Genomic DNA, 21,767 nt, shown 5'->3' with positions numbered 1-21,767 from the left:
TCAGTCTAGCGAGCGCTTGAGATCGTAAAGCAAATCCAGCGCATCGCGCGGCGACAGGGCGTCTAGGTCCGTATCGCGCAGTTTGGCCGCGAGCGCGTCTTCAACTGTCGCCTGTGGCTCGGGTACGGCCGCAGCAAACAACGGGAGTTCGCCGAGTCCGGCAGCAAGCCCACCGGTTTCCTCGCGCGAGCGTTCCAGCTTTTCCAACACCGCCTTTGCCCGCGCCACCACATCTTTGGGGACACCGGCGAGTTTCGCAACGGCGAGGCCGTAGGATCTGTCCGCCGGGCCCTCTGCGAGCTCATGAAGAAGGACCAGATCACCCTTCCATTCGCGCGCACGGACATGGTGAAGCGAAAGGCTTTCGCAGCTTTCTGCCAGGCGTGAGAGCTCGTGGTAATGCGTTGCGAACAGGCAGCGACACTCGATCCGCGAATGCACCCCCTCGACCACAGCCCATGCGAGCGCGAGGCCGTCATAGGTCGAGGTGCCGCGTCCGACTTCATCGAGGATGACGAAGCTGCGCTGCGTCGCCTGGCTCAGGATCGCTGCGGTCTCGACCATCTCCACCATGAAAGTCGAACGCCCGCGCGCAAGATTGTCGGATGCACCCACGCGGCTGAACAGGCGGTCGACCAGCCCAATTCGAGCTGACGCGGCCGGCACGAAGCACCCCGCCTGCGCCATCAGAACAATCAGCGCGTTCTGGCGCAGGAAGGTCGATTTACCGCCCATATTCGGGCCGCCGATGAGCCACAGGCGGTCGTCGCACCCGAGGTTGCAATCATTCGCAACGAACCGGTCGCCTACCTTGGCGAGTGCGGCTTCGACGACGGGATGGCGGCCTGCCTCGATGTCGAGCGCGTATTCCTCTGAGATCTCGGGGCGGCACCAGTCGCCCTCGCTTGCGCGCTCGGCATTAGCGGCGCTGACATCGATCCGGGCGAGCGCGGCGGCGGTCGCAGCAATCGCCTCGCGCGCTTCGACGACCGCACCTACCAGGTCCTCGAAATGCGCCTCCTCTGCAGCTAGCGCACGCCCGCCTGCTTCCGAAATGCGCGAGGCTTCTTCGTGCAGCGAGAGCGAATTGAAGCGCACCGCGCCTTTCATCGTCTGCCGGTGCGTGAAGCCGCTGTCGGGCGCCATCAGGGCATCGCCATGGCGGCTGGGCACTTCGATGAAATAACCAAGCACACCATTGTGCTTGATCTTGAGCGAGGCAATCCCCGTTTCCTCGCGGTAGCGCGCTTCCATCGCGGCAATCGCGCGCCGTGCATTGCCGGAGACTTCGCGCAATTCGTCGAGGCTCGCATCGTAGCCTTCAGCAATAAATCCGCCGTTGGAACGCTCGGTCGGAGGAGACGGAACAAGCGCGCGGGACAACAGATCGGTCAGCGCGCCGTGGCCTGCAAGCTGGGGCACGAGCGCCTCGAGCAGGGCAGGGCGGTCGTCCTCACGCGACAGCCAATAATAGAGCCGCCATGCTTCGCCGAGCCCGTCACGGATCTGGCCAAGGTCACGCGGACTCCCGCGTCCCGCCACCAGCCGTCCGAGAGCACGGCCGATATCGGGCAGGGCGCGGAGCACATCGCGCAAGTTCGCGCGCTCGATCGGTCGCTCGCGCCAGAACTGGACCAGCGAGAGGCGGTCCTCGATTGCAGCGTGGTCGAGCAGCGGCGCGGAGAGGTCTTGCGCGAGCAGCCTCGAACCGGCGCCAGTCGAGCAGCGATCGAGCGCTGCAACGAGGCTGCCCGTGCGCGCTCCGTTCTGGCTTTCGAGGATTTCGAGGCTCCCTCGCGTTGCCTCGTCCATCACCATTCCGGCAGAATTGTCGCGCAAAACAGGCGGCAGCAGCAGCGGTAAAGTGCCGCGCCCCACGTGATCGAGATAGCCGATCAGGCCTCCGGCGGCGGCCAGCATGGCGCGCGAGAAATCGCCGAAGCCATCCAGCGTGGAAACGCCGTGGACCTTCTGCAATGCGTCGGACCCGCCATCGCTCGAAAATGCGCTGCGGGCGTGGAAGCTCGCTTCTTCCGGTCCGTGCTCCCACCCCTCTGGCACGACGACTTCGGTCGCGCCAAGACGTGCGAGCTCCGCGCCGAGCATTGCGGGCGAGCACTCTTCAAGCGTCATCGTCCCGGTCGATATGTCACAAGCCGCAAGCCCAATCGTGCCGCGCACATCGGCCAGCGCGACTAGTAGGTTGGCGGCGCGCGGGTTAAGCAGTGCCTCTTCGGTCAGCGTGCCCGCCGTGACGAAGCGCACGATGTCGCGCCCGACCAAAGCCTTTGACGCGGGCTTTCCTTCGCGCTTGGCACGCGCCTTCGCTTCGTCGGGCGTTTCGACCTGCTCGGCAATCGCGACCCGCTGTCCCGCCTTGATCAGGCGCGCGAGATACCCTTCCGCTGAATGCACAGGCACACCGCACATTGCGACCGGCTCGCCGTCGTGTTCGCCGCGAGATGTGAGGGCAATGTCAAGAATGTTAGCCGCGACTTTCGCATCGTCGAAAAACAGCTCGAAAAAATCGCCCATTCGATAGAACAGCAACGACTCGCCCGCCTCGCTCTTGAGCGCAAGGTATTGCTCCATCATCGGAGTGGGTTTGGACGCATCGGATCGGGCCATCTGTCCGGGTTAGCGAGGGTCCAGCCGATTCGGGAGTCGGCCCCGCGCACTTATCCAACGCGCACTTCTGGATCGCGCAGTTGCAGATGACGCATTGGGCCTATCATCTGTCACGCAAGGCAGCTAAGTCTGGCGCAACACGAAAATTTGGTGGGATTTGAAGGGGGGACTTCGATAATGGCTGATGCACCCAAGGGCGGCTTTACCAGCCGCGAGGCGCTGTTTTATCACGAGACCGGCAGGCCCGGTAAGATCGAGATCGTCGCAACGAAGCCGATGACCTCGCAGCGCGACTTGAGCCTTGCCTATTCGCCGGGCGTCGCGGTTCCGGTCGAAGCGATCGCCGAAGACCCCAAGCTTGCCGCACGATACACCGCCAAGGCCAATCTCGTCGCCGTGATCTCGAACGGGTCCGCGATCCTTGGCCTCGGCAATCTGGGCGCGCTCGCCTCCAAGCCGGTGATGGAAGGCAAGGCGGTGCTGTTCAAACGCTTCGCCGACGTCGATTCGATCGATATCGAGCTCGACACCGAAGACCCCGAAGCCTTTATCAACGCGGTTGCGCTGATGGAGCCGAGCTTTGGCGGCATCAACCTTGAAGACATCAAAGCGCCCGAATGCTTCATCATCGAGCAGGCGCTGCGTGAGCGGATGAATATTCCGATCATGCACGATGACCAGCACGGCACTGCGATTATTACCGCAGCTGGATTGCTCAACGCCTGCTATCTCACCGACCGCAAGATCGAGGATGTGAAGGTCGTCGTGAATGGCGCGGGCGCAGCGGCTATTGCGTGTACCGCTCTCGTCAAGGCGATGGGCGTGCGTCACGAAAACGTGATCATGTGCGATCGCAAAGGCCCGATCACACCGGGCCGCGAAGGGGTCGACCAGTGGAAAAGCGCGCATGCAGTCCAGACCGATGCGACGACACTCGAAGAAGCGCTAAAAGGTGCGGACATTTTCCTCGGCCTGTCGGCGGCGGGCGCTCTCAAGCCTGAATGGGTTGCCGAGATGGCGGACAAGCCGATCATCTTCGCGATGGCCAACCCGGTCCCGGAAATCATGCCGGACGAAGCCAAAGCCGTGCGCGCCGATGCGATTATTGCAACCGGGCGCAGCGACTTCCCGAACCAGGTCAACAACGTCCTCGGCTTCCCGTTCATCTTCCGCGGCGCGCTCGACGTGCAGGCGACGACGATCAACGAGGAAATGAAGGTTGCCGCCGCAACGGCGATTGCCGAACTCGCACGCGAACGCGTGCCTGAGGAAGTGGCGAGCGCCTATGGCAAGAACCAGAAGTTCGGCACCGACTACATCATCCCGGCCCCCTTCGATCCGCGCCTGATCGAGGTGGTTTCGTCTGCTGTAGCCAAGGCTGCGATGGATTCGGGCGTTGCCCAGACCACCATCGACGATTTCGAAGCATACGGCATTTCGCTGCGCTCGCGCCTCAATCCGACAACCTCGGTGCTCACCGGCGTCTACAACGAGGCCAAGGCGAACCCGAAGCGCATGGTCTTTGCCGAAGCGGAGGAGGAAGTGGTGCTGCGCGCCGCGATCCAGTTCCGCGATTTCGGCTACGGCACGCCCATTCTCGTGGGCCGGACCAAGGCGGTGCTCGACAAGCTGCATCAGCTGAGCGTGTCCGATCCCGGCGGCTTCGAGATCCAGAACTCGGCAGACAGCGAGCATGTGCCCGCGATGGTCGACTTTCTCTATCAGCGTCTGCAGCGCCGCGGATACACGCAGCGTGACGTGCGACGGATGGTCAATCAAGAGCGTAACGTCTTTGCTGCTCTGCTGGTCGCGCTCGGCCATGGCGATGGCATGATATCGGGCGTCACGCGTACTTATGCGCAGACCATGCGCGAAGTCAGCCTTGTCCTCGACAAGAAGGCGGACGCGCTTGCATTCGGCATTCACATGATGATTGGCAAGAACCACACGACCTTCCTTGCCGACACGACCATCAATGAACGTCCCACCAGCGAGGAATTGGCCTATATCGCCAAGGAAACCGCTGCGGTGGCCCGGCGCATGGGCCACGAGCCGCGCGTTGCGTTTCTTTCCTATTCGACCTTCGGCAATCCCTCGGGTCAGTGGCTCGGCAATATTCGCGATGCGGTTGCGATCCTCGACCGCGACGGGTGCGATTTCGAATATGAGGGCGAAATGGCTCCCGATGCCGCGCTCAACGATAAGGTCATGGGGCTTTACCCCTTCAGCCGACTGTCGGGGCCAGCCAACGTGCTGATCATGCCGGGGCTGCAATCGGCCAACCTGTCCGCCAAGCTCCTGCGCGAGCTTGGCGCGAACACGACGGTCGGACCGATGCTGATCGGTATGGAAAAGCCGGTCCAGATCGTTCCGATGACTGCAGCGGCGCCCGATCTTCTCACGCTCTCCGTCCTGTCGAGCGCAGGGATCGTCGGCTAAGGCCAGCGTGTCGAATGCGCATGAAAAAAGGGCCTGGGATCAACTCCCGGGCCCTTTTTCGTGAGGTCAGTTAGATACGACCAATCGTGGTTTTCACGCGGCCAATGCTTCAGCGTTCACTTCGCCGGTCGCGATCGAGGTCATGCGGCGGTCGCCATCATAGGTGTTGTCGAGGCATTCCTGCAGGACCTTGGAGTCGTCTTCGAGGCCGAGGCGCTTTGCGAATGCGACGGCGGTTCCGTAGCCGGCGAGACCATAGTGGGTCATGCGCTGATACTGGGTGATGATCGACGCATCGAGGACGTCCTTGTCGTCGATGTCGGCGTTGATTGCGTGGGCCTTGGCTTCGTTTACGAGGCCTTCCATGCCCTTGCAGTGTTCGCCATTGGGGTTGGCGTCATGGTTCTGGATCAGGCCTTTGACCTTTTCCATGCCCTTCGAAATGCCGCAGGTGCCATCTTCAAGCGCGGCGCGCAGCTCTTCCGAGGTCGCCTTATCGTGCAGCTTTTTCGTCGCGTCGAGCGATTGCTTGTCGGCGCTGTAGATGTCCTGAAGCTGGTCGATATAGAGGTCTTTGAGGGTGCTGATAGTCATGAGCGGGGTACTCCTTCGTTTGCGGGGGTTCTCAACCAGCTAATGAAGTCAGGCCGCCAATCGTTCCATAAAAACTCGTTGTAATTCCGTCACATAAGTTCAGCCGGGAGTCGTCCGCGACGAGCCGTTAGGAAGCGCGCTCATTGAGGGCCTCAATTGGCACGTAATCGAGATCATATCCGAAATAGCGCGGGCTGAAGACTTCAAGGCCTGCCTCGCTGCGCCATAGAGGATCGGATCGGAAGCCAAGCACTGCGACGCGCTGACCGCGCTCATATCCGGGGTTCACGATCCCGTCTCCGCTCTCCACGTCGATGATGCTGATGAGGTCGGGGCAGGTGGCGACCACTGCTCCATTGCGGCGTGCGACGAGATGCTCGTTCTTGACCTGCGTTTCGAAGCTTTGTCCGTCGAAGCCGTCTGTTCCCGCAAGTGTGACTTCGCCGACCAGAAACCCATCCTCGTCGCGCCAGTCGAAACCGGCGACTGTCCCGGTGAACAGCAGGTAGCCATCAGCAGCCGCGCGGGCTGCTTCGATTGCGTCAGAGCCTGCGGCCTTCGCCTCGCGCACTGCCGTGCCGATCCTGCGCGAAAGGGTAAGGCTCTCGGTCACGAGAGTGCCTTCACGTTTGGCGAGCCGTCCGGAAATCGGACTGTCGGTCACACCGCACTCGCGGCTCACCACGGCAATGGACCGCAGGATATCCTCGGCCCGCGTCGGGTCGCCCAACGTCTCGACTATCATCTCGTCGCCAAAGGGCGTTGCGGCCCCGATGGGTGTGAGCGGAATGCCTGCAACCTTAACCGAATGCTGGTTGATCTCCGGCACGGCGCGCCCAACCGTGTCTGCATCGAGCGCAGGCACGCCGAGGCGGGCCGCGATCGACAGCCCTTCGGCAAGGCTGAGCGGCCCGATCTCGCCCATGATGACGCCTGCGAATTTCTGACCAAGGTGGCGCTCGAGCGCTTCGAAGGCTGCCTGGACAGGAACCTCGACCCGGTTCTCGATCGCGTCGAGCCGAGCCTGCATGTCCGCGCTCGTCTCGGCGAGGCTCGCAAGACCATAGGGGCACGCCACCCTGTCGCTGTCCGCGAGCGCTTCAACCGGCAACATCGAGAATGTAAGTCCCGCGCTCAGGTCCTTGGCGATCAGTTCGCGTGCCTCAGAAAGGCTCCCGCCGCCGCCGGTTCCGAGATAGGAGCTCCCGACCAGAATGTCCTCGAGCGCCTGCGCATCAAGTTCGGTGCTCGCGCCCGCCTGAGCGCGCTCGGGACGCTCTGCGCTGTCGCCGGAAGAGATCTCACGGCACGCGGCAAGAGTGCCCGCCGCAACTGCCAGTCCACCCAGGAATTGTCTGCGCGCTACCATCTTCGCCTCCCCCTTCGCTTCGGGAGTGGCACAGTGACCATTGCGAGGCAATCAGTCCATGCGCGCGCCGACGCCCGCACATGTTGCGGGCTCGCTCACTCGCGTCGGCGGAACCTGAAGTACCAGACCTCGTGCCCGAACTTCTCGCGTGCCTTTTGCTCATAGCGCGTCTCGCACCAGCCTGACGGGCGTTCCTGCCAGCTCTTTGGGCCCGTTGCGACCCATTCGAACTCGTCGGTGAAGCGCTGCATAACCATGAGGGCGTGGCGGACATAGACCGGGTGATCGGTGCCGAAGCGAAACTCGCCGCCCGGCTTGATCTTGTCGGCAATCAGGCGAACCGGGCCATCGTTCATCATGCGTCGCTTCGCATGCTTGTTCTTGGGCCAGGGGTCAGGGTGAAGCAGGTAGGCCATCGTCAGCGCTCCATCGGGAATGCGCTTTAAGACCTCGATCGCGTCGCCGTGATGGATGCGCACGTTCGCGAGGCGGCCTTCCTCGACATGGGTGAGCGCCTGCGCGACGCCGTTCAGGAATGGCTCGGCACCGATGAAGCCATGGTTGGGCAAGAGGTCGGCCCGGTAAGCCATGTGCTCGCCTCCGCCAAAGCCGATCTCGAAATGAAGCGGGCAATCCTCACCAAACAGGGTCTGCGCGGTCACCGGGTCCTCTTCTGGCACGCTGATCTGCGGCAACAGCTTGTCGACCAATGCCTGCTGCTTTGCACGCAGCGGCTTGCCGACGCTGCGCCCGTACAGACGGCTGAGAGTGGTGGGGTCGCCTTCCTTGAATGCGGTCATGGCGCGCTCGCTAATAGCGCAGGCAGCCGCTTGTCCAGCCCCATCTCGCAGCCAGCAATCGGAGGCGCTGGGGATACTTCCCCTTGAGGGGCACGGCGACATGCCTATATCGCGCGGGCTAATGGAACAGCTCCTCGACACTTTCTACGCTCAGCCGCTCTGGCTCCAGTCCTTGCTGGGCCTGACGTTGCTCTTCACCGCCGCGTTGCTGGTGAACTATGTCCTCAAACATGTGATCCTGCGTATCGCCGCGCCGTATCTCGACCGGAAGACCAAGACGATCGACAAGGCGGCTGCATGGCTCGCCACCGCCGCGCCATTGCTCATCATTTCGCGCGGGATCGCGTTGGTCCCCAACCTGCCGGATGAGGTTTACACGCTGGTCCGCAACTCCGCGCAGGCGCTGATCGTGATTTCGGTCGCGATGGCGATCGTGAAGGGGCTGACTTACGCAAACGAGCTGTATGAGCGCCTTCCGCGATCCAAGAACCGCCCGATCAAGGGGTTTGTTCAGGTCGTGAAGATCGTCGTGCTGTGCGGCGCGGCGATTATCCTCATCTCCGTCCTGATCGACGAATCTCCGCTTCTCCTGCTTTCGGGGCTTGGCGCGGTGACGGCAGTGCTGCTGCTGGTGTTCAAGGACACGATCCTAAGCCTCGTCGCGAGTGTGCAGCTGACCACACAGGACATGCTGCGCGTCGGCGACTGGATCACGATGCCAAGCATGGGCGCAGATGGTGATGTGATCGACATCTCGCTTCACACCGTGAAGGTGCAGAATTTCGACAAGACCATCGTCACCATCCCGACCCATCGGCTGGTGTCCGATAGCTACCAGAACTGGCGCGGGATGAGCGAGAGCGGTGGGCGCCGGATCAAACGTTCAATCGCATTAGACCAAAACTCGGTGCGCTTCCTGAGCGATGAGGAAGTGGTGGACCTCAAGAAATTCAAGATGCTCAAGGACTATCTCGTCGCGAAGCGCGAGGAGATCACCGAGTGGAACGCAAAGGAACTTGCCGGCGAAGATGCGCCGGTCAATGCGCGGCGGCTGACCAATATCGGCACGTTGCGCGCCTACATCGCCGCCTATCTCGAATGGCATCCGCGGATCGATAAAAAGTTCACGCTGATGGTCCGCCAATTGCCGTCGGGACCGCAAGGTCTGCCCCTGGAAGTGTATTGCTTCACCGACACGACGTCATGGCCGATCTACGAAGGTATTCAGGCGGACATTTTCGACCACCTCGTCGCGATCCTGCCAGAGTTCGACCTGAGGCTTTTCCAGGAGCCGACGGGCAAGGATCTGGCAGAGGGCCTGGCGGCCTGATCCCAAAAACGAAAACGCCCGAGGCGCGATGCCCCGGGCGTATCGATTACGGTGTACCGGAAGATTAGGCGGCTTCGGCCTCGTCCTGCGGATCGCGCAGCACGTAGCCGCGGCCCCAGACGGTTTCGATGTAGTTCTCACCGCCGCATGCGTGACTGAGCTTCTTGCGCAGCTTGCAGATAAAGACGTCGATGATCTTGAGTTCGGGTTCGTCCATGCCGCCATAAAGGTGGTTGAGGAACATTTCCTTGGTCAGCGTCGTGCCCTTGCGCAGCGAAAGCAGCTCGAGCATCGCGTATTCCTTGCCGGTGAGGTGGACGCGGGCGCTGTCGACTTCGACAGTCTTCGCATCGAGGTTCACGGCGAGCTTGCCGGTGCGGATGACCGACTGCGAGTGGCCTTTCGAACGGCGCACAACAGCGTGAATGCGGGCAACCAGTTCTTCGCGGTGGAAAGGCTTGGTCACGTAGTCGTCGGCACCGAAGCCAAACGAACGGATCTTCGAATCCATCTCGGCAATGCCGGAGAGGATGAGAACCGGTGTCTGCACCTTGGCGACACGCAGCTTCTTGAGCACGTCGTAGCCGTGCATGTCCGGCAGGTTCAGGTCGAGCAGGATGATGTCGTAGTCATACAGCTTACCCAGATCCAAGCCTTCTTCGCCAAGGTCGGTCGAATAGACATTGAAGCCTTCGGTCGTAAGCATGAGCTCGATAGCCTTTGCGGTTGTCGGCTCGTCTTCGATCAGCAGCACTCGCATTATACGTCCCCTAATTGCCCCTAATGGCGGACATGTGTCGCGTGGTAACGCCTCGCTAAGAGGTGTTGCCCTCTATTAACCACACAACATCTGAACGGAAAAGGTTAACGCGTCGTAAATGGGTTACCGAAAACTTGCTGAGTCTTTTAGGTAACAGGGGGTTAGGGGCAGGTCCTACGGACAGTCAGCCCCGGATCGGAGCAATTTCAGAGCCCGGCCAGTTTCTTGGCGCGGCGGCGCTGAGCGCTCGAACCGATGCCGATCGCCTCGCGATACTTGGCAACGGTGCGCCGAGCGAGGTCGAAGCCCTCCTCCTTCAGAAGATCAGCGAGCTTCTGGTCAGACAGGACCTTCTTGGGGTCTTCGGCATCGGTGAGCGCCTTGATCCGTGCCTTGATCGCTTCGGACGATGCGCCTTCTCCATCGCCAGAACCACCGACACGGGCGACACCGCTTGAGAAGAAGTATTTGAGCTCGAAGCTACCCCGGTCGCAGTGCAGGTACTTGTTGCTGGTGACACGGCTGACCGTGCTTTCGTGCATGTCGATCTCTTCGGCCACCTCGCGCAAGGTGAGCGGCTTCAGCTCCGACACGCCGCGGCGAAAGAAGCCTTCCTGCTGTTTCACGATTTCGGCGGCGGTCTTCAGAATTGTCTTTTGCCGCTGGTCGAGCGCGCGGATCAGCCAATGCGCGTCGGCCAGCTTCTCCTTGAGCCAGCTCTGCGCTTCGGCTCCGGGCGATCCGCTTTCGAGTTCGACATAATAACTGCGGTTCACCACCAGTCGCGGGAGCGTCGCTTCGTTGAGTTTTATGTCCCAACCTCCGCTCTCGCTGCTTGTCACGAGCACGTCTGGCACGACGGCCTCATCGCTGGCCGGTGCAAAGGCGAGGCCCGGCTTGGGATCGTACTCGCGAAGTTCGCGCAGCATATCGGAGAAGTCTTCGTCATCGACCTGGCAAAGCCGTTTCAGTCGCGCGACTTCTCCCTTGGCGACAAGGTCGAGATTATCGAGCAGCGTGTCCATGCACGGGTCGAGCCGGTCTGCTTCCTTCGCTTGTAGGCGAAGGCATTCAGCAAGGTCTCGCGCGCCCACGCCGGTCGGGTCGCACATCTGGACAACTTCGAGCGCGTCTTCGACGCTGTCCATATCCACACCGAGGTCCTGCGCTACTTCGCGCAGGGAGGTCGGCAAGTACCCCGCATCGTCAAGCAATCCGGCGATGTGCCGGGCGACGAAGGCTTCCTGTTCGTTGCAGGCAAGCGCGCCGATCTGCGCATCGAGATGTTCGCTGAGCGACAATTCAGCCGCGCGACTGGCCTCGATCCCCGGCAGATCGTCTGCCCCGAGGCCCGAGCCGCCGGCAGAGCCCCATTCCGCATCCGACATGCGCGCGCCGTCGCCTGTCTCCCGGTCGCGGTCGATTGCGCTCACGTCGATATCCAGCGGTGCTTCGCTTTCGCCCTGCGCCTGCGCCATTAATTGGTCGGAGGTGAATTCCTCCCTCGGAATGTCGTCAGGCTCGCTGGAAGGACCGGTGTCTTCGCGCGACACGGCGCCTGCTTCGAGCAGCGGATTGCTCTCCAGCGCTTCGCCGATGAAGGTCTCGATCTCGAGGTTGGATGCCGCCAGCAGCTTGATCGCCTGCTGCAGCTGAGGTGTCATCACCAGCTGTTGCGATTGTCGAAGATCGAGGCGCGGACCCAGGGCCATCAGGATTGCTCGCTCACGCTCGGACGGTGCCTGCCCACACCAACACCCGACCAACCCATGGAATTATCCTGTTGGGTTGACCGGACGCGGGTATGGGCAGGAGCCGCCCCGGCGGACCTTGATCCGCCAAATTGCATCAGGTTGCCTCCCGCCGGGTCATCACAACGTAAAGTTCTCGCCGAGATAAAGGCGCTTCACGTTTTCGTCCGCGACCAGTTCTTGCGGCGTTCCGGCGAAGAGGACCTGTCCGCCATAGATGATGCAGGCGCGATCGACGATATCGAGCGTCTCGCGCACATTGTGGTCGGTGATGAGGACACCGATCCCGCGCCGTTTCAGGTCTTTGACGAGGTCGCGGATGTCGCTGATCGAGAGCGGGTCGATCCCGGCGAAGGGTTCGTCGAGCAACATGATCGAAGGCTTGGCCGCGAGCGCGCGGGCGATTTCGCAGCGGCGGCGCTCACCGCCAGACAGGGCCATAGCGGGGCTTTCGCGCAGGCGGGTCAGGCCAAATTCGCCGAGCAGGCGTTCAAGCTCATCCCTGCGGGTAGATGCGTCGGGTTCGACCATTTCGAGCACGCAATTTATGTTCTGCTCGACCGTCATCCCGCGAAAGATGCTCGTTTCCTGTGGCAAATAGCCAAGCCCGAGGATCGCGCGGCGATACATCGGCAGGTTGGTCACATCCTCGCCGTCCATCAGGATTCGGCCCGAATCGGGCTTCACGAGGCCCATGATCGAATAGAAACAGGTGGTCTTGCCCGCCCCATTGGGGCCGAGCAGGCCAAGCACCTCGCCTTTTCCGACGGTCAGGGAGATATCGGTCAGGACGGCGCGCTTGTCATAGCTTTTCGCAATCGAAATGACTTCCAGACCGCCATCGGGCAGCGGGGCGGTGGCATCGACCGTTTCGGCGCTAACGGCCTGTGCGGCCTCATCGAATGTGGGGGTCTCGCTCATATCGGGCCGGTGATAGCACCCTCGCAGCGTGAGAAAAGGGAGGGCGAGCGCTTTTGCGCCCGTTTTGGCAAGATTTTTGCTTTCGAGAGCCTCAAAACGCGGCTGCGCCACCTTGCAATATGGTTACGAAGCTTGATCCTTGCGCGACTCTTTGGAATACTCACGGCACAAACACACCGTTGGGGAGCGGACCTATGAACGATATTCTGCACGGGCAGGAAAGCCGCGCGAGCGAACGGCCGCGCGATTGGCGCAAATCCATGAGCGACCACGTCGCATGGGCCCTGCTGGTGTATACCGGTCTCCAGATCTTCATGACGGTGAAGGCGATGAGCGAGGGGCTCCCTTCGATCGTTCCTTATCTCGCCCTTGTCATTTTGGTTGCCGGCATCATCCCGGCATGCCGCTGGTTCGAACGCCGCTGGACCGGTCTCAGTGATGCCGAGGCCGCCGATGAAAGCTATGCTGCAGCTTTCAAGCGCGACGTGATTGGGCTTTGGGCGCTCGCAATCCTTCTGCCGGTTGGACTGACCGCGCTCTTCAAGGCGATCTTCTCCTTCATCTGATCGTACAATCCCGCGCCTTTGCGGGAACATCGATCCGCCTGAGTTGGTTTCTCCTTGGACACCAAGGGGACACCACCTGTGAACGCAATCCGCACTTTGATCCTTCTGGCGCTGCTGGCTCTCGCTTCTCCGGCTTATGCGCTGCTGCCTGCCGGGGACGCTGGCGGACCGGAACAGGCCGAACCCGCAAGCGCAGAGCCGCTGATCGAGCAGGCCCCCGATGAGGGCGACGATGAGCGAATAGCCGAGCGGATTGAAGGCATTTTCGGAGAGCTTCCTGCCTTCGAGACGGTCGATGTCGAAGTAAGCGAGGGCGTCGTCTCGCTGAGTGGCACGCTGCCCGATGCAGACACCATCGCCCGCGCTGAGGCAATTGCGAGCCGGGTTTCGGGCGTCGTCACGGTCGAGAACGGCATCGAGCGCGATCTCTCGGTCGAGCAAAACCTCTCCATTCTGGGCAAGGCGTCTGAGCTCATCGAGAGCGCGCTTGCCGGACTGCCCCTGTTCCTGGTGGCGGTGGTCGTGGCGCTCGCGATTGGGACGCTCGGTTATCTGATCGCGGGGCTCGGGTTCCTATGGGACCGCATCGCGCCCAACGCGTTTCTGGGCGAGCTCATCCGCAGCGCGATCCGTTTCGTTTTCGTAGTCGGCGGCGTGGTCATCGCACTCGACATGCTGGGCGCGGGCGCATTGCTTGGCGCGGTGCTCGGCGGGGCAGGCGTGGTCGGGATCGCGCTCGGCTTTGCGATGCGCGACACGATCGAGAACTATGTCGCGAGCCTCATGCTGAGCCTTCGCCAGCCGTTTCGCCCCAATGATCATGTCCTGATCGACGACCTCGAAGGCCGCGTCATTCGTCTCACCAGCCGCGCCACCGTGTTGATGACCCTCGAAGGCAACCACCTGCGCATCCCGAACGCACAGGTCTTCAAGGCAGTGATCCTCAATTATACTCGAAACCCGCAGCGCCGCTTCGATTTCGAGCTTGGTATCGACGCCGATGACGATCCGCGCGCGGCAATGAAGCTGGGCGGTGAGGTGCTGCGTTCGCTTGGCTTCGTGCTCGGCGACCCTGCGCCTGCTGCTCGCATCAGCAATGTGGGCGATTCGAACATCGCGATCCTGTTCCTTGGCTGGATCGACCAGAACGAGGCCGACTGGTTCAAATCGCGCAGCCTCGCCATTGCGGCTGTGAAGGACGCGCTTGAGGAAGCCGGTTTTGCCTTGCCCGAACCGATCTACCGCCTGCGCTTCGACGGGCGCACCGACCCCTTACCCATCGGGCGCTCTGCCAGCGTAACCGAGGCAAAGCCTGCCGAGAAACCACGAGCCACGTCCGGCGCGGACGAGGACGTTCGCCCCGAAAGCGAAATCAGCGAGTTGGTTGAGGCAGAACGCCGCAGCGACGATGAACAGTCGAAAGACCTTCTAGACACCTCGCGTCCGGTGGAGTGAGCCCGCGCCTCAGCGTGTTTTCGGAATGTCGCGGCAGAGGTAAGCCGTGCTGTAAGGCTCATCCCAGCAGAGTCTGAGCCCTTCGAGCACGTCCAGATTTTGCGGCCACGGCATCGAGATGGGCTGCCCGTGCGCACCGACTGCGTTGTCCCAGCCCGGCGGTTTCGGAAGCGCGACTAGACTGGCAATTGCAGCCTCGAACCCATCACGATCCCGGCGCAGGAACGCGATGGTCCCGTCGACATAAAGGTTCCAGGCTCGGCCCGAATTTGCCTCGTCAGCGTCAATCGCATCGAAGATCGGCATCGCCAGATCATTGCGACCCGCGAACGCCCACATCTGCGCTTCGTGCCATGCCAAAGTCCGCAGGAGTTGAGCCTCGCGCCGGTTCTCTGGCGACAGATTGCCGCTGTTCTCGGCGCGCCAGTCTCGTAGGATCTCGGCCGCTTCGACATAGCAACCCGAATCATAGAGCGGGCGCCATCCCTGGCCCTCGGTCTGGTCGAAGGTGACCACATCAAGCGCCAGCATTGCCTCTTTGTCGAAGGCGCAATTAGGCGCAGCCGGCTGGGCTCCCATTGCTGCCAAAAATGCCAGAAGCGCAAACACGCCGCGAGACTAGCTGCGAGCGCGGTTGTTCACAACAACCCCGCTCGCGAAGCCAGTGCTTAGCTCTTCTTCGCGCGTTCGATCGCTTCGATAACGATCTGGCGTGCTTCGGCGCGGTCGCCCCATTTGCCGACGCGCACCCACTTCTCGGCTTCCAGATCCTTGTAGTGGGTGAAGAAGTGCTCGATCTGCTGCATGATGATCGAGGGCAGGTCCTTCGTTTCGCCGACATCCGAGTAATAGGGGAAGGTCGTGTCGACCGGCACGCAGACCAGCTTTTCGTCACCGCCATGCTCGTCTTCGAGGTTCAGCACGCCAATCGGGCGGGCCTTCACCACGCATCCCGGAATAAAGGGCGAGCGCGCGATGACGAGCGCATCGAGCGGGTCGCCATCGGGCGAAAGCGTGTGCGGCACGAAGCCATAATTGGCGGGGTAGCGCATCGGGGTGTGCAAAATGCGGTCCACGAACAGCGCGCCCGAGGCCTTGTCGAATTCATACTTCACCGGTTCGCCACCGGTGGGCACTTCGATAATGACATTGAGGCTTTCGGGGGGATTGTCGCCTGTCGGAATGTTGTCGATGCGCATGATTTTCTCGTTCTTTATTGGGAGAGGAATTGGATGGCCGCGCCGATAGCGGTTGCGGAGCCATTGCGAAAGCCCTCCCTTGGTCGTAATCGCGCCCGAAACGACAAAAGGCAGCCATGAGCAAGAATACCCCCAAAGCCATTCGCGGAACACAGGACATCTTCGGTGCAGACGCCGAGGCTTTCGCTTTCGTGGTCGAAACCTTCGAGCGCGTGCGCAAGCTCTATCGTTTCCGCCGGGTCGAGATGCCGGTTTTCGAAAAGACCGAAGTATTCAGCCGCGCCATCGGCGAGACGACCGATGTTGTTTCCAAGGAGATGTATTCCTTTGAGGATCGCGGCGGCGATTCGCTGACGCTGCGGCCTGAGTTCACCGCGGGCATCTCGCGCGCCTTTCTGACAAACGGCTGGCAGCAGCACGCGCCCTTAAAGGTTGCGACCCACGGACCGCTGTTCCGCTATGAGCGCCCGCAGAAGGGCCGCTATCGCCAGTTCCACCAGATCGATGCCGAGATCATCGGCGCTGCCGAACCGCAGGCGGATGTCGAGCTGCTTGCTATGGCCGACCAGCTTTTGAAAGAGCTCGGTATCGAAGGCGTAACGCTGCATCTCAACACGCTGGGTGATGCTCAAAGCCGCGATGCGTGGCGCGCCGGGCTCATCGAATATTTCGGCGCAGTGAAGGGTGAGCTGTCCGAAGATTCGCAGGAGCGACTTGAGAAAAACCCGCTGCGCATCCTCGATTCCAAAGACCCACGCGACAAGGTTTTCGTCGCCGACGCCCCCAAGATCGACGCTTTCCTGTCAGACGATGCGCTGGCCTTCTTCGGCGCGGTGACGAGCGGACTTGATGCCGCAGGGGTCAAGTGGGAGCGCGCCGAAAGCCTGGTACGCGGTCTCGATTATTATCGCCACACCGCGTTCGAGTTCATCCCGGACGAGGGTTCTGCAGCGGCAGGTGCACTGGGCAGTCAGAGCACGGTACTGGGCGGTGGCCGCTATGACGGGCTGATGGAAAGCCTCGGCGGTCCGGCAACCCCGGCAGTGGGCTGGGCTGCCGGGATCGAGCGGCTGGCCATGCTGGTCGGCGAAAAGGCCGAGGAGCCTGCCGATCTCATCATCGTGGTCGAAGATCGCAGCGAGGCGGCACTTGTCCGCGCTACGAGCGCTCTCAAATCGGCAAGGCTTGCAGGCTTGAGCGCGGAGATGATCGCTGAAGGATCGCCGCGCAAGCGCTATGACAAGGCCGTGAAGCGCTCACCGCGCGCAATCGTCAGCTTCGAGGAGGACGGCCACAGAGTTAGCGGCGGCGATGAAGGCGGTCCGGACCTCGAAAAGGTCTTGGGTCTCTAGCGACCTTTCCTACATGACGTGACCGGCGCTATCGTCGGTGCAAATGACCGCAAAGCGCCCACCAGTTTCCCACCCAGGACCATGTAACATGCGGTCCACTTCTCACCTCAACCGAGCCTGAAGCCCTTGCAAATCCCACCCGAACGCCTTGACCAGATCGCCAACCGCTTCGCCGAACTCGAAGCGCGCATGGCTTCGGGCACGCTTGAGGGCGAGGAGTTCGTTGCGGCAAGCCGCGATTATGCCGAGCTTGAACCGGTCGCCAAGATCGCGGGGGAGGTGAAGGCCATGCGCGAGGAGATCGAGGGGCTGGAGGAGATGCTCGCTGATCCCGAAATGAAGGCGATGGCCGAGGAAGAACTCAGCGCGATCCGCGAGGCGCTGCCCGAGAAGGAGCGCTCGCTTGCCATCGCGCTGCTGCCACGTGATCGGGCCGATGCAAAACCCGCCATGCTCGAAATCCGCGCCGGCACGGGAGGCGACGAGGCTGCGCTGTTCGCAGGCGACCTGTTCCGCATGTACGAGAAGTACGCCGCTGAGCAGGGCTGGCGCGTCGAACCGGTCAGCATGAGCGCAAGCGAAGTCGGCGGCTTCAAGGAGATCGTCGCCAATGTGAGCGGTCAGGGCGTCTTCGCCAAGCTCAAGTTCGAAAGCGGCGTCCACCGCGTGCAGCGCGTTCCCGTCACTGAAAGTGGCGGACGCATCCACACCTCGGCTGCGACCGTTGCGGTGCTGCCAGAGCCTGACGAGGTCGATGTGCAGATCGACCCGGGCGACCTCAAGATCGACACCTATCGCGCCTCGGGCGCAGGCGGTCAGCACGTCAACACCACCGATTCCGCGATTCGCATCACGCACGAGCCGACCGGGCTTGTCGTTACCTGCCAGGACGGGCGCAGCCAGCACAAGAATCGCGAAAAGGCGATGCAGGTGCTGCGCGCGCGACTCTACGAGAAGACCCGCGACGAAGCGCAGGGCGCAGAGGCCGAGGCTCGCAAGGCGATGGTCGGCAGCGGAGACCGCTCTGAGCGCATCCGCACATACAACTTCCCGCAGGGGCGCGTCACCGATCACCGTATCGGCCTGACGCTTCACAAGCTTGAGGAGGTGCTCGCAGGGCCGGGACTTGACGAGTTGGTCGATGCTCTAATCGCGGAGGATGAAGGCAAGCGGCTGGCGGCGCTGGCTGAGTGACCGTTTCCGAGGCCCTGCGCGAGGCTGCACAGCGCCTTTCCGGCAGCAGCGACACGGCAAGGCTCGACGCCGAACTGCTGATGGCTCACGCATTGGGAGTGAGTCGGTCGGACATGCTGCTGCGGCATATGTCGGACGCAGAGCCGGAAGGCTTCGCGAGCCTTGTCGAACGCCGTGCCGCGCATGAGCCGGTCGCGCACATTACCGGCACTCAGGAGTTCTACGGGCGCGAATTCGCCGTCTCGCCGCATGTCCTGATCCCGCGCGGCGATAGCGAGACGCTTATCGACACGGTGCTTGAGAGCGCTCCAAATGCAAAACGCGTGCTCGACCTTGGCACTGGATCGGGAGCGCTGCTCATCACCACGCTTCTCGAACTCGAAGGCGCGAGCGGGCTAGGCATTGATGCCTCGGAGCCGGCGCTGGAACTGGCCCGCAGCAACGCGCAGGCGCTTGGCCTCATTGGATCACGGGCGCGGTTCCTTCGTCGCGATTGGCACGAGGAGGGATGGGACGACGATCTCGGAACGTTCGACCTCATTGTGTGCAACCCGCCTTATGTCGAGGAGGACGCCGAGCTCGACGCAGACGTGCGCGACTACGAACCGGCCTCGGCGCTGTTTGCGGGGCCCGAGGGGCTTGACGACTACCGCGTCATCATTCCGCAGCTGCGCAAGCTCTTATCGGCCGAAGGCATGGCGGTCCTGGAAATCGGCGCTTCGCAAGGCGAGGCGGTGAGCAAAATCGCCACAGAACACGGATTCTGCGTGAAAATACTCAAGGATCTTGCAAATCGGCCACGCTGCGCGGTCCTTTCTTGAGGAAAACACCACAGGGGCTTGGCAAACGGGGTTCGGCTCGCTACCTCCGAATCAGGTCTCCGATCTGCGAAGGGCGCAAATCGGGTGGGCCAAGCTCCAAATTCGATGTCACACGGCCGTCAGGGCTCGCCCTCGGCCATAGGCAGCGCGGGGCGCTGCGCTCTGTCGGGCGCACAGACGAGAGGTCTATTGGCCAAGGGCGCATGCAAGTATCCGCTGCGTCAGGTCGTTAATGGGATGAATATCCTTGAATAACAATCGCAACAATCGTCGCCGCGGTCGCGGAAATCGCAGCAATCAGGGCGGCGCGAACAACCAGAACCGGATCGATAGCCGCGCACGTGGCAACGCGCCGCAGCTTCTCGACAAGTACAAGAAGCTTGCTCAGGACGCGCAGCACAATGGCGACCGGGTTCAGGCCGAATACTATCTGCAGTTTGCCGACCACTATTTCCGTGTGATCGCCGATAACAAGGCTCGCCAGGATGAGGCGCGCGCAAAGCGCAACGAGAGCCGTGGTGATGATCGCGGACAGGCAAACGATGACAGCGACGAGGAAGACGGTAACAACAACCGCAAGAGCAACCGTCGCTCACGAAGCCGCCGCGATGGGCAAGACCAGGACGCGCGTGACACCGTTTCGCCCGAAGAAGGCGAAAAAGGCTTTGAAGGTGAAGAGGCTGGCGCCGAGGAAGAATCGGCCAAGCCCAAGCGCCGCGCTCGCAAGCCGAAGTCCGACGATGCCGGTGACAAGCCACGTCGCAAGCCGCGTCGCAAGGCTGACGAGGATACGGGCGAAGGCGAGATCGACTCTGCCGTTCTGCCCCCAGCGATCAGCGCTTCGACAGCGTCGGATGACGACGACAGCCTTGAGGCTGTTGGCTGAGCCAATACCGATCACTTGAGGATCGACAGAATATGGCCGGTCCCGAGCTGGATTCCGACAGTGCGCTCCTGGCGCGGCTGACCGCACGCATAAGTGCTTTTGCGATGAGCTGGCCGGGTCTTGTGTCGGCACTGCTCGGCCTTGTCGCTGCTTGTGGCTTTCCGCCGCTCCACGCCTGGTGGGCCGCACTTCCCGCGCTCGCGCTGTTCGTCGCGCATATGCATTCCGCTCCCTCCTGGAAGAGCGCTGCTTGGCGTGGCTGGATGTTCGGGTGGGCGCATCTCACGCTGGCCAACAACTGGATTGCGACTGCCTTTACGTACCAGGCCAACATGCCTGAGTGGCTCGGCTGGCTGGCAGTGCCGTTGCTGTGCGTCTATCTGGCGGTCTATCCCGCTCTCGCGGCGGTGGCGGCGCATTTGGCTGCGAAGCGATCAGGACTGCTCGTGTTCGGAGCGGTGTTCGCGGCTTGCTGGATCGTGACCGAATGGCTGAGAAGCTGGGTGTTCACAGGATATCCCTGGCCTCCGCTTGGACTGATGCTGTTGGGCGGATGGGAGGCGCAAGGTGTTGCGCGCCTACTGCCTTGGTTAGGCACTTATGCCTTGTCGGGGTTGGCGATCTGGATTGCTGCGATCCTCGTGTGGCTCGCCGTCAGTCCCATGCCATCGAAGTGGCACCGGGCAATCGCGGTCGTCGGTTTCAGTGGTGCCGTGATTGTCGGGCCCATGGTCATCCCGCATCGAGCCACGGATAGCTCCGACATCTCTTACACCCTCATTCAGCCGCTCATCCCGCAGGACGAGATCAATGACGGGACCAAGTTCGAAGAGCAGTTTCAGCGTACAGCAGATCTGACCCGGCCCGGCAACGACACTTCGCGCCTCGTCCTGTGGCCGGAGAGCGCGATCCCAGACTACCTCGAGGAAGGCTACCCGGACCGATATTACCGCGCGACCACTTACGCTGCGAGCCCGACGCTCGCTCGCGAACGGATCGGACGCGTGATTGGCGAGGATACGACGCTTCTGACCGGCGTGGTCAATCTCGACATCGGCATTCGGCCAAGCGGCGTTCCGGGCGCAATCACCGCGCGCAATTCGGTCGTGGCTTTGAATGGCGAGGGCGAGATCACGCACCATTATGCCAAGGCTCACCTCGTCCCTTACGGCGAATATCTGCCGCTTGAGAGTTGGCTGGGCGCTATAGGTTTGTCGCGGCTTACGGCTGGCACCGTACCCTACCAGCCGGGGCCAGGCCCAGGGACGCTGGATCTTGGCGAGCATGGGCTGGCCGGTGTCCAGATCTGCTACGAGATCGTGTTCTCAGGCCAGGTGGTCGACCGGGACAATCGGCCCGACTACCTCTTCAACCCTTCCAACGATGGCTGGTTCGGAAGCTGGGGTCCACCGCAGCATCTGGCGCAAGCACGTATGCGCGCGCTTGAGGAAGGGCTGCCCGTTCTGCGTTCGACGACAACAGGGATCAGCGCAGTGATCGATGCCGATGGTACTGTGCGGCAGAGCATTCCAACCGGAGTGGCTGGCAAGGTCGAGGGCTTCATTCCCGCTGCCAAGCCACCCACCCTCTTTGCCAAGTTCGGAAACGCGTTGCCGCTCGCATGGGCGGCCCTGCTTGCAATTCTGGCGCTAGGCCTGCCGAGATTGCTTGCGCTGCGCTCGGAGCGCAGCTAGTGCGCTTG

The 21,767-nt window shown here is 62.0% G+C and carries 18 protein-coding genes; 9 read left to right on the top strand and 9 right to left on the bottom strand.

The features are described from left to right. Positions 1-2,595, bottom strand: coding sequence for a DNA mismatch repair protein MutS (gene mutS / locus NAP1_RS11700; protein WP_007165511.1), 2,595 nt, complete (start codon positions 2,593-2,595; stop codon positions 1-3). Positions 2,596-2,805: 210 nt separating this feature from the next. On the opposite strand from mutS, the gene NAP1_RS11695 reads away from it, so the two are divergent. After that, positions 2,806-5,067 carry an NADP-dependent malic enzyme gene (locus NAP1_RS11695; RefSeq protein WP_007165510.1) on the top strand — a complete coding sequence of 754 codons (2,262 nt, stop codon included), beginning with the start codon at positions 2,806-2,808 and terminating at the stop codon, positions 5,065-5,067. Between the two features lie 93 nt (positions 5,068-5,160). Here the strand turns inward: NAP1_RS11695 and NAP1_RS11690 are convergent, their stop codons facing one another. The 3 genes from NAP1_RS11690 to NAP1_RS11680 all read right to left on the bottom strand — a co-directional run bounded on the left by NAP1_RS11690 (position 5,161) and on the right by NAP1_RS11680 (position 7,830). Further along, entirely contained in the window at positions 5,161-5,661 is a 501-nt protein-coding gene (locus NAP1_RS11690; RefSeq protein ID WP_007165509.1) for a ferritin-like domain-containing protein, read from the bottom strand. Between the two features lie 127 nt (positions 5,662-5,788). Next, the gene (locus NAP1_RS11685) at positions 5,789-7,030 is read right to left on the bottom strand and encodes a DUF917 domain-containing protein (RefSeq protein ID WP_007165508.1); all 1,242 of its coding nucleotides are present in this window, start codon (positions 7,028-7,030) and stop codon (positions 5,789-5,791) included. Positions 7,031-7,125: 95 nt separating this feature from the next. Beyond that, complete coding sequence (locus tag NAP1_RS11680; protein WP_007165507.1) at positions 7,126-7,830, bottom strand: tRNA (guanosine(46)-N(7))-methyltransferase TrmB; 705 nt, start codon at positions 7,828-7,830, stop codon at positions 7,126-7,128. A gap of 121 nt (positions 7,831-7,951) precedes the next feature. On the opposite strand from NAP1_RS11680, the gene NAP1_RS11675 reads away from it, so the two are divergent. Continuing rightward, a complete protein-coding gene (locus tag NAP1_RS11675; RefSeq protein WP_007165506.1) occupies positions 7,952-9,160 on the top strand; it encodes a mechanosensitive ion channel family protein in 1,209 nt (402 codons plus the stop codon). Positions 9,161-9,224: 64 nt separating this feature from the next. Here the strand turns inward: NAP1_RS11675 and ctrA are convergent, their stop codons facing one another. The 3 genes from ctrA to lptB form a co-directional block, all read right to left on the bottom strand. Then, complete coding sequence (gene ctrA, locus NAP1_RS11670) at positions 9,225-9,920, bottom strand: response regulator transcription factor CtrA (RefSeq protein ID WP_007165505.1); 696 nt, start codon at positions 9,918-9,920, stop codon at positions 9,225-9,227. Between the two features lie 206 nt (positions 9,921-10,126). Beyond that, positions 10,127-11,632, bottom strand: coding sequence for an RNA polymerase factor sigma-54 (rpoN, locus tag NAP1_RS11665; protein ID WP_007165504.1), 1,506 nt, complete (start codon positions 11,630-11,632; stop codon positions 10,127-10,129). A 159-nt stretch (positions 11,633-11,791) separates the two neighbouring features. Further along, positions 11,792-12,592: an LPS export ABC transporter ATP-binding protein gene (gene lptB / locus NAP1_RS11660; RefSeq protein WP_040464986.1), complete on the bottom strand. Its 801-nt coding sequence runs from the start codon at positions 12,590-12,592 to the stop codon at positions 11,792-11,794. Positions 12,593-12,786: 194 nt separating this feature from the next. On the opposite strand from lptB, the gene NAP1_RS11655 reads away from it, so the two are divergent. Next, complete coding sequence (locus NAP1_RS11655; RefSeq protein ID WP_007165502.1) at positions 12,787-13,158, top strand: hypothetical protein; 372 nt, start codon at positions 12,787-12,789, stop codon at positions 13,156-13,158. Between the two features lie 78 nt (positions 13,159-13,236). Further along, positions 13,237-14,613, top strand: coding sequence for a mechanosensitive ion channel family protein (locus NAP1_RS11650; RefSeq protein WP_007165501.1), 1,377 nt, complete (start codon positions 13,237-13,239; stop codon positions 14,611-14,613). Between the two features lie 9 nt (positions 14,614-14,622). Here NAP1_RS11650 and NAP1_RS11645 read toward each other — a convergent pair whose 3' ends face one another. Both NAP1_RS11645 and ppa read right to left on the bottom strand, forming a co-directional pair. Then, the gene (locus tag NAP1_RS11645) at positions 14,623-15,144 is read right to left on the bottom strand and encodes a hypothetical protein (RefSeq protein WP_156777264.1); all 522 of its coding nucleotides are present in this window, start codon (positions 15,142-15,144) and stop codon (positions 14,623-14,625) included. A 137-nt stretch (positions 15,145-15,281) separates the two neighbouring features. Next, on the bottom strand, positions 15,282-15,812 hold the full coding sequence (gene ppa / locus NAP1_RS11640) for an inorganic diphosphatase (protein WP_040464438.1): 531 nt from the start codon (positions 15,810-15,812) through the stop codon (positions 15,282-15,284). A 116-nt stretch (positions 15,813-15,928) separates the two neighbouring features. Here ppa and hisS point away from each other — a divergent pair, with 116 nt between their 5' ends. From hisS to lnt, 5 genes are all read left to right on the top strand, one after another. Further along, complete coding sequence (hisS, locus tag NAP1_RS11635; RefSeq protein ID WP_007165498.1) at positions 15,929-17,164, top strand: histidine--tRNA ligase; 1,236 nt, start codon at positions 15,929-15,931, stop codon at positions 17,162-17,164. A gap of 126 nt (positions 17,165-17,290) precedes the next feature. Continuing rightward, positions 17,291-18,358, top strand: a complete 1,068-nt coding sequence (prfA, locus tag NAP1_RS11630; RefSeq protein WP_007165497.1) for a peptide chain release factor 1 — start codon at positions 17,291-17,293, stop codon at positions 18,356-18,358. Further along, complete coding sequence (prmC, locus tag NAP1_RS11625) at positions 18,355-19,179, top strand: peptide chain release factor N(5)-glutamine methyltransferase (protein ID WP_007165496.1); 825 nt, start codon at positions 18,355-18,357, stop codon at positions 19,177-19,179. The genes prfA and prmC overlap by 4 nt, the downstream gene beginning before the upstream one ends. 247 nt (positions 19,180-19,426) lie before the next feature. After that, a complete protein-coding gene (locus tag NAP1_RS11620) occupies positions 19,427-20,065 on the top strand; it encodes a DUF4167 domain-containing protein (RefSeq protein WP_007165495.1) in 639 nt (212 codons plus the stop codon). Positions 20,066-20,097: 32 nt separating this feature from the next. Continuing rightward, positions 20,098-21,759: an apolipoprotein N-acyltransferase gene (lnt, locus tag NAP1_RS11615; RefSeq protein ID WP_007165494.1), complete on the top strand. Its 1,662-nt coding sequence runs from the start codon at positions 20,098-20,100 to the stop codon at positions 21,757-21,759. The last annotated feature ends 8 nt before the right edge of the window (positions 21,760-21,767 follow it).

The sequence above is a fragment of the Erythrobacter sp. NAP1 genome, assembly GCF_000152865.1.
GTDB lineage: Bacteria > Pseudomonadota > Alphaproteobacteria > Sphingomonadales > Sphingomonadaceae > Erythrobacter.
Note: the sequence above shows the minus strand (reverse complement) of the source record. Positions and strands in the feature narration are given on the sequence as shown.

Bases quoted from the DNA above. Each gene is read 5' to 3' on its own strand.
- mutS (WP_007165511.1), bottom strand. From the start codon at position 2,595: ATGATGGAGCAATACCTTGCGCTCAAGAGCGAGGCGGGCGAGTCGTTG.
- NAP1_RS11695 (WP_007165510.1), top strand. From the start codon at position 2,806: ATGGCTGATGCACCCAAGGGCGGCTTTACCAGCCGCGAGGCGCTGTTT.
- NAP1_RS11690 (WP_007165509.1), bottom strand. From the start codon at position 5,661: ATGACTATCAGCACCCTCAAAGACCTCTATATCGACCAGCTTCAGGAC.
- NAP1_RS11685 (WP_007165508.1), bottom strand. From the start codon at position 7,030: ATGGTAGCGCGCAGACAATTCCTGGGTGGACTGGCAGTTGCGGCGGGC.
- NAP1_RS11680 (WP_007165507.1), bottom strand. From the start codon at position 7,830: ATGACCGCATTCAAGGAAGGCGACCCCACCACTCTCAGCCGTCTGTAC.
- NAP1_RS11675 (WP_007165506.1), top strand. From the start codon at position 7,952: ATGGAACAGCTCCTCGACACTTTCTACGCTCAGCCGCTCTGGCTCCAG.
- ctrA (WP_007165505.1), bottom strand. From the start codon at position 9,920: ATGCGAGTGCTGCTGATCGAAGACGAGCCGACAACCGCAAAGGCTATC.
- rpoN (WP_007165504.1), bottom strand. From the start codon at position 11,632: ATGGCCCTGGGTCCGCGCCTCGATCTTCGACAATCGCAACAGCTGGTG.
- lptB (WP_040464986.1), bottom strand. From the start codon at position 12,592: ATGAGCGAGACCCCCACATTCGATGAGGCCGCACAGGCCGTTAGCGCC.
- NAP1_RS11655 (WP_007165502.1), top strand. From the start codon at position 12,787: ATGAACGATATTCTGCACGGGCAGGAAAGCCGCGCGAGCGAACGGCCG.
- NAP1_RS11645 (WP_156777264.1), bottom strand. From the start codon at position 15,144: ATGCTGGCGCTTGATGTGGTCACCTTCGACCAGACCGAGGGCCAGGGA.
- ppa (WP_040464438.1), bottom strand. From the start codon at position 15,812: ATGCGCATCGACAACATTCCGACAGGCGACAATCCCCCCGAAAGCCTC.
- hisS (WP_007165498.1), top strand. From the start codon at position 15,929: ATGAGCAAGAATACCCCCAAAGCCATTCGCGGAACACAGGACATCTTC.
- lnt (WP_007165494.1), top strand. From the start codon at position 20,098: ATGGCCGGTCCCGAGCTGGATTCCGACAGTGCGCTCCTGGCGCGGCTG.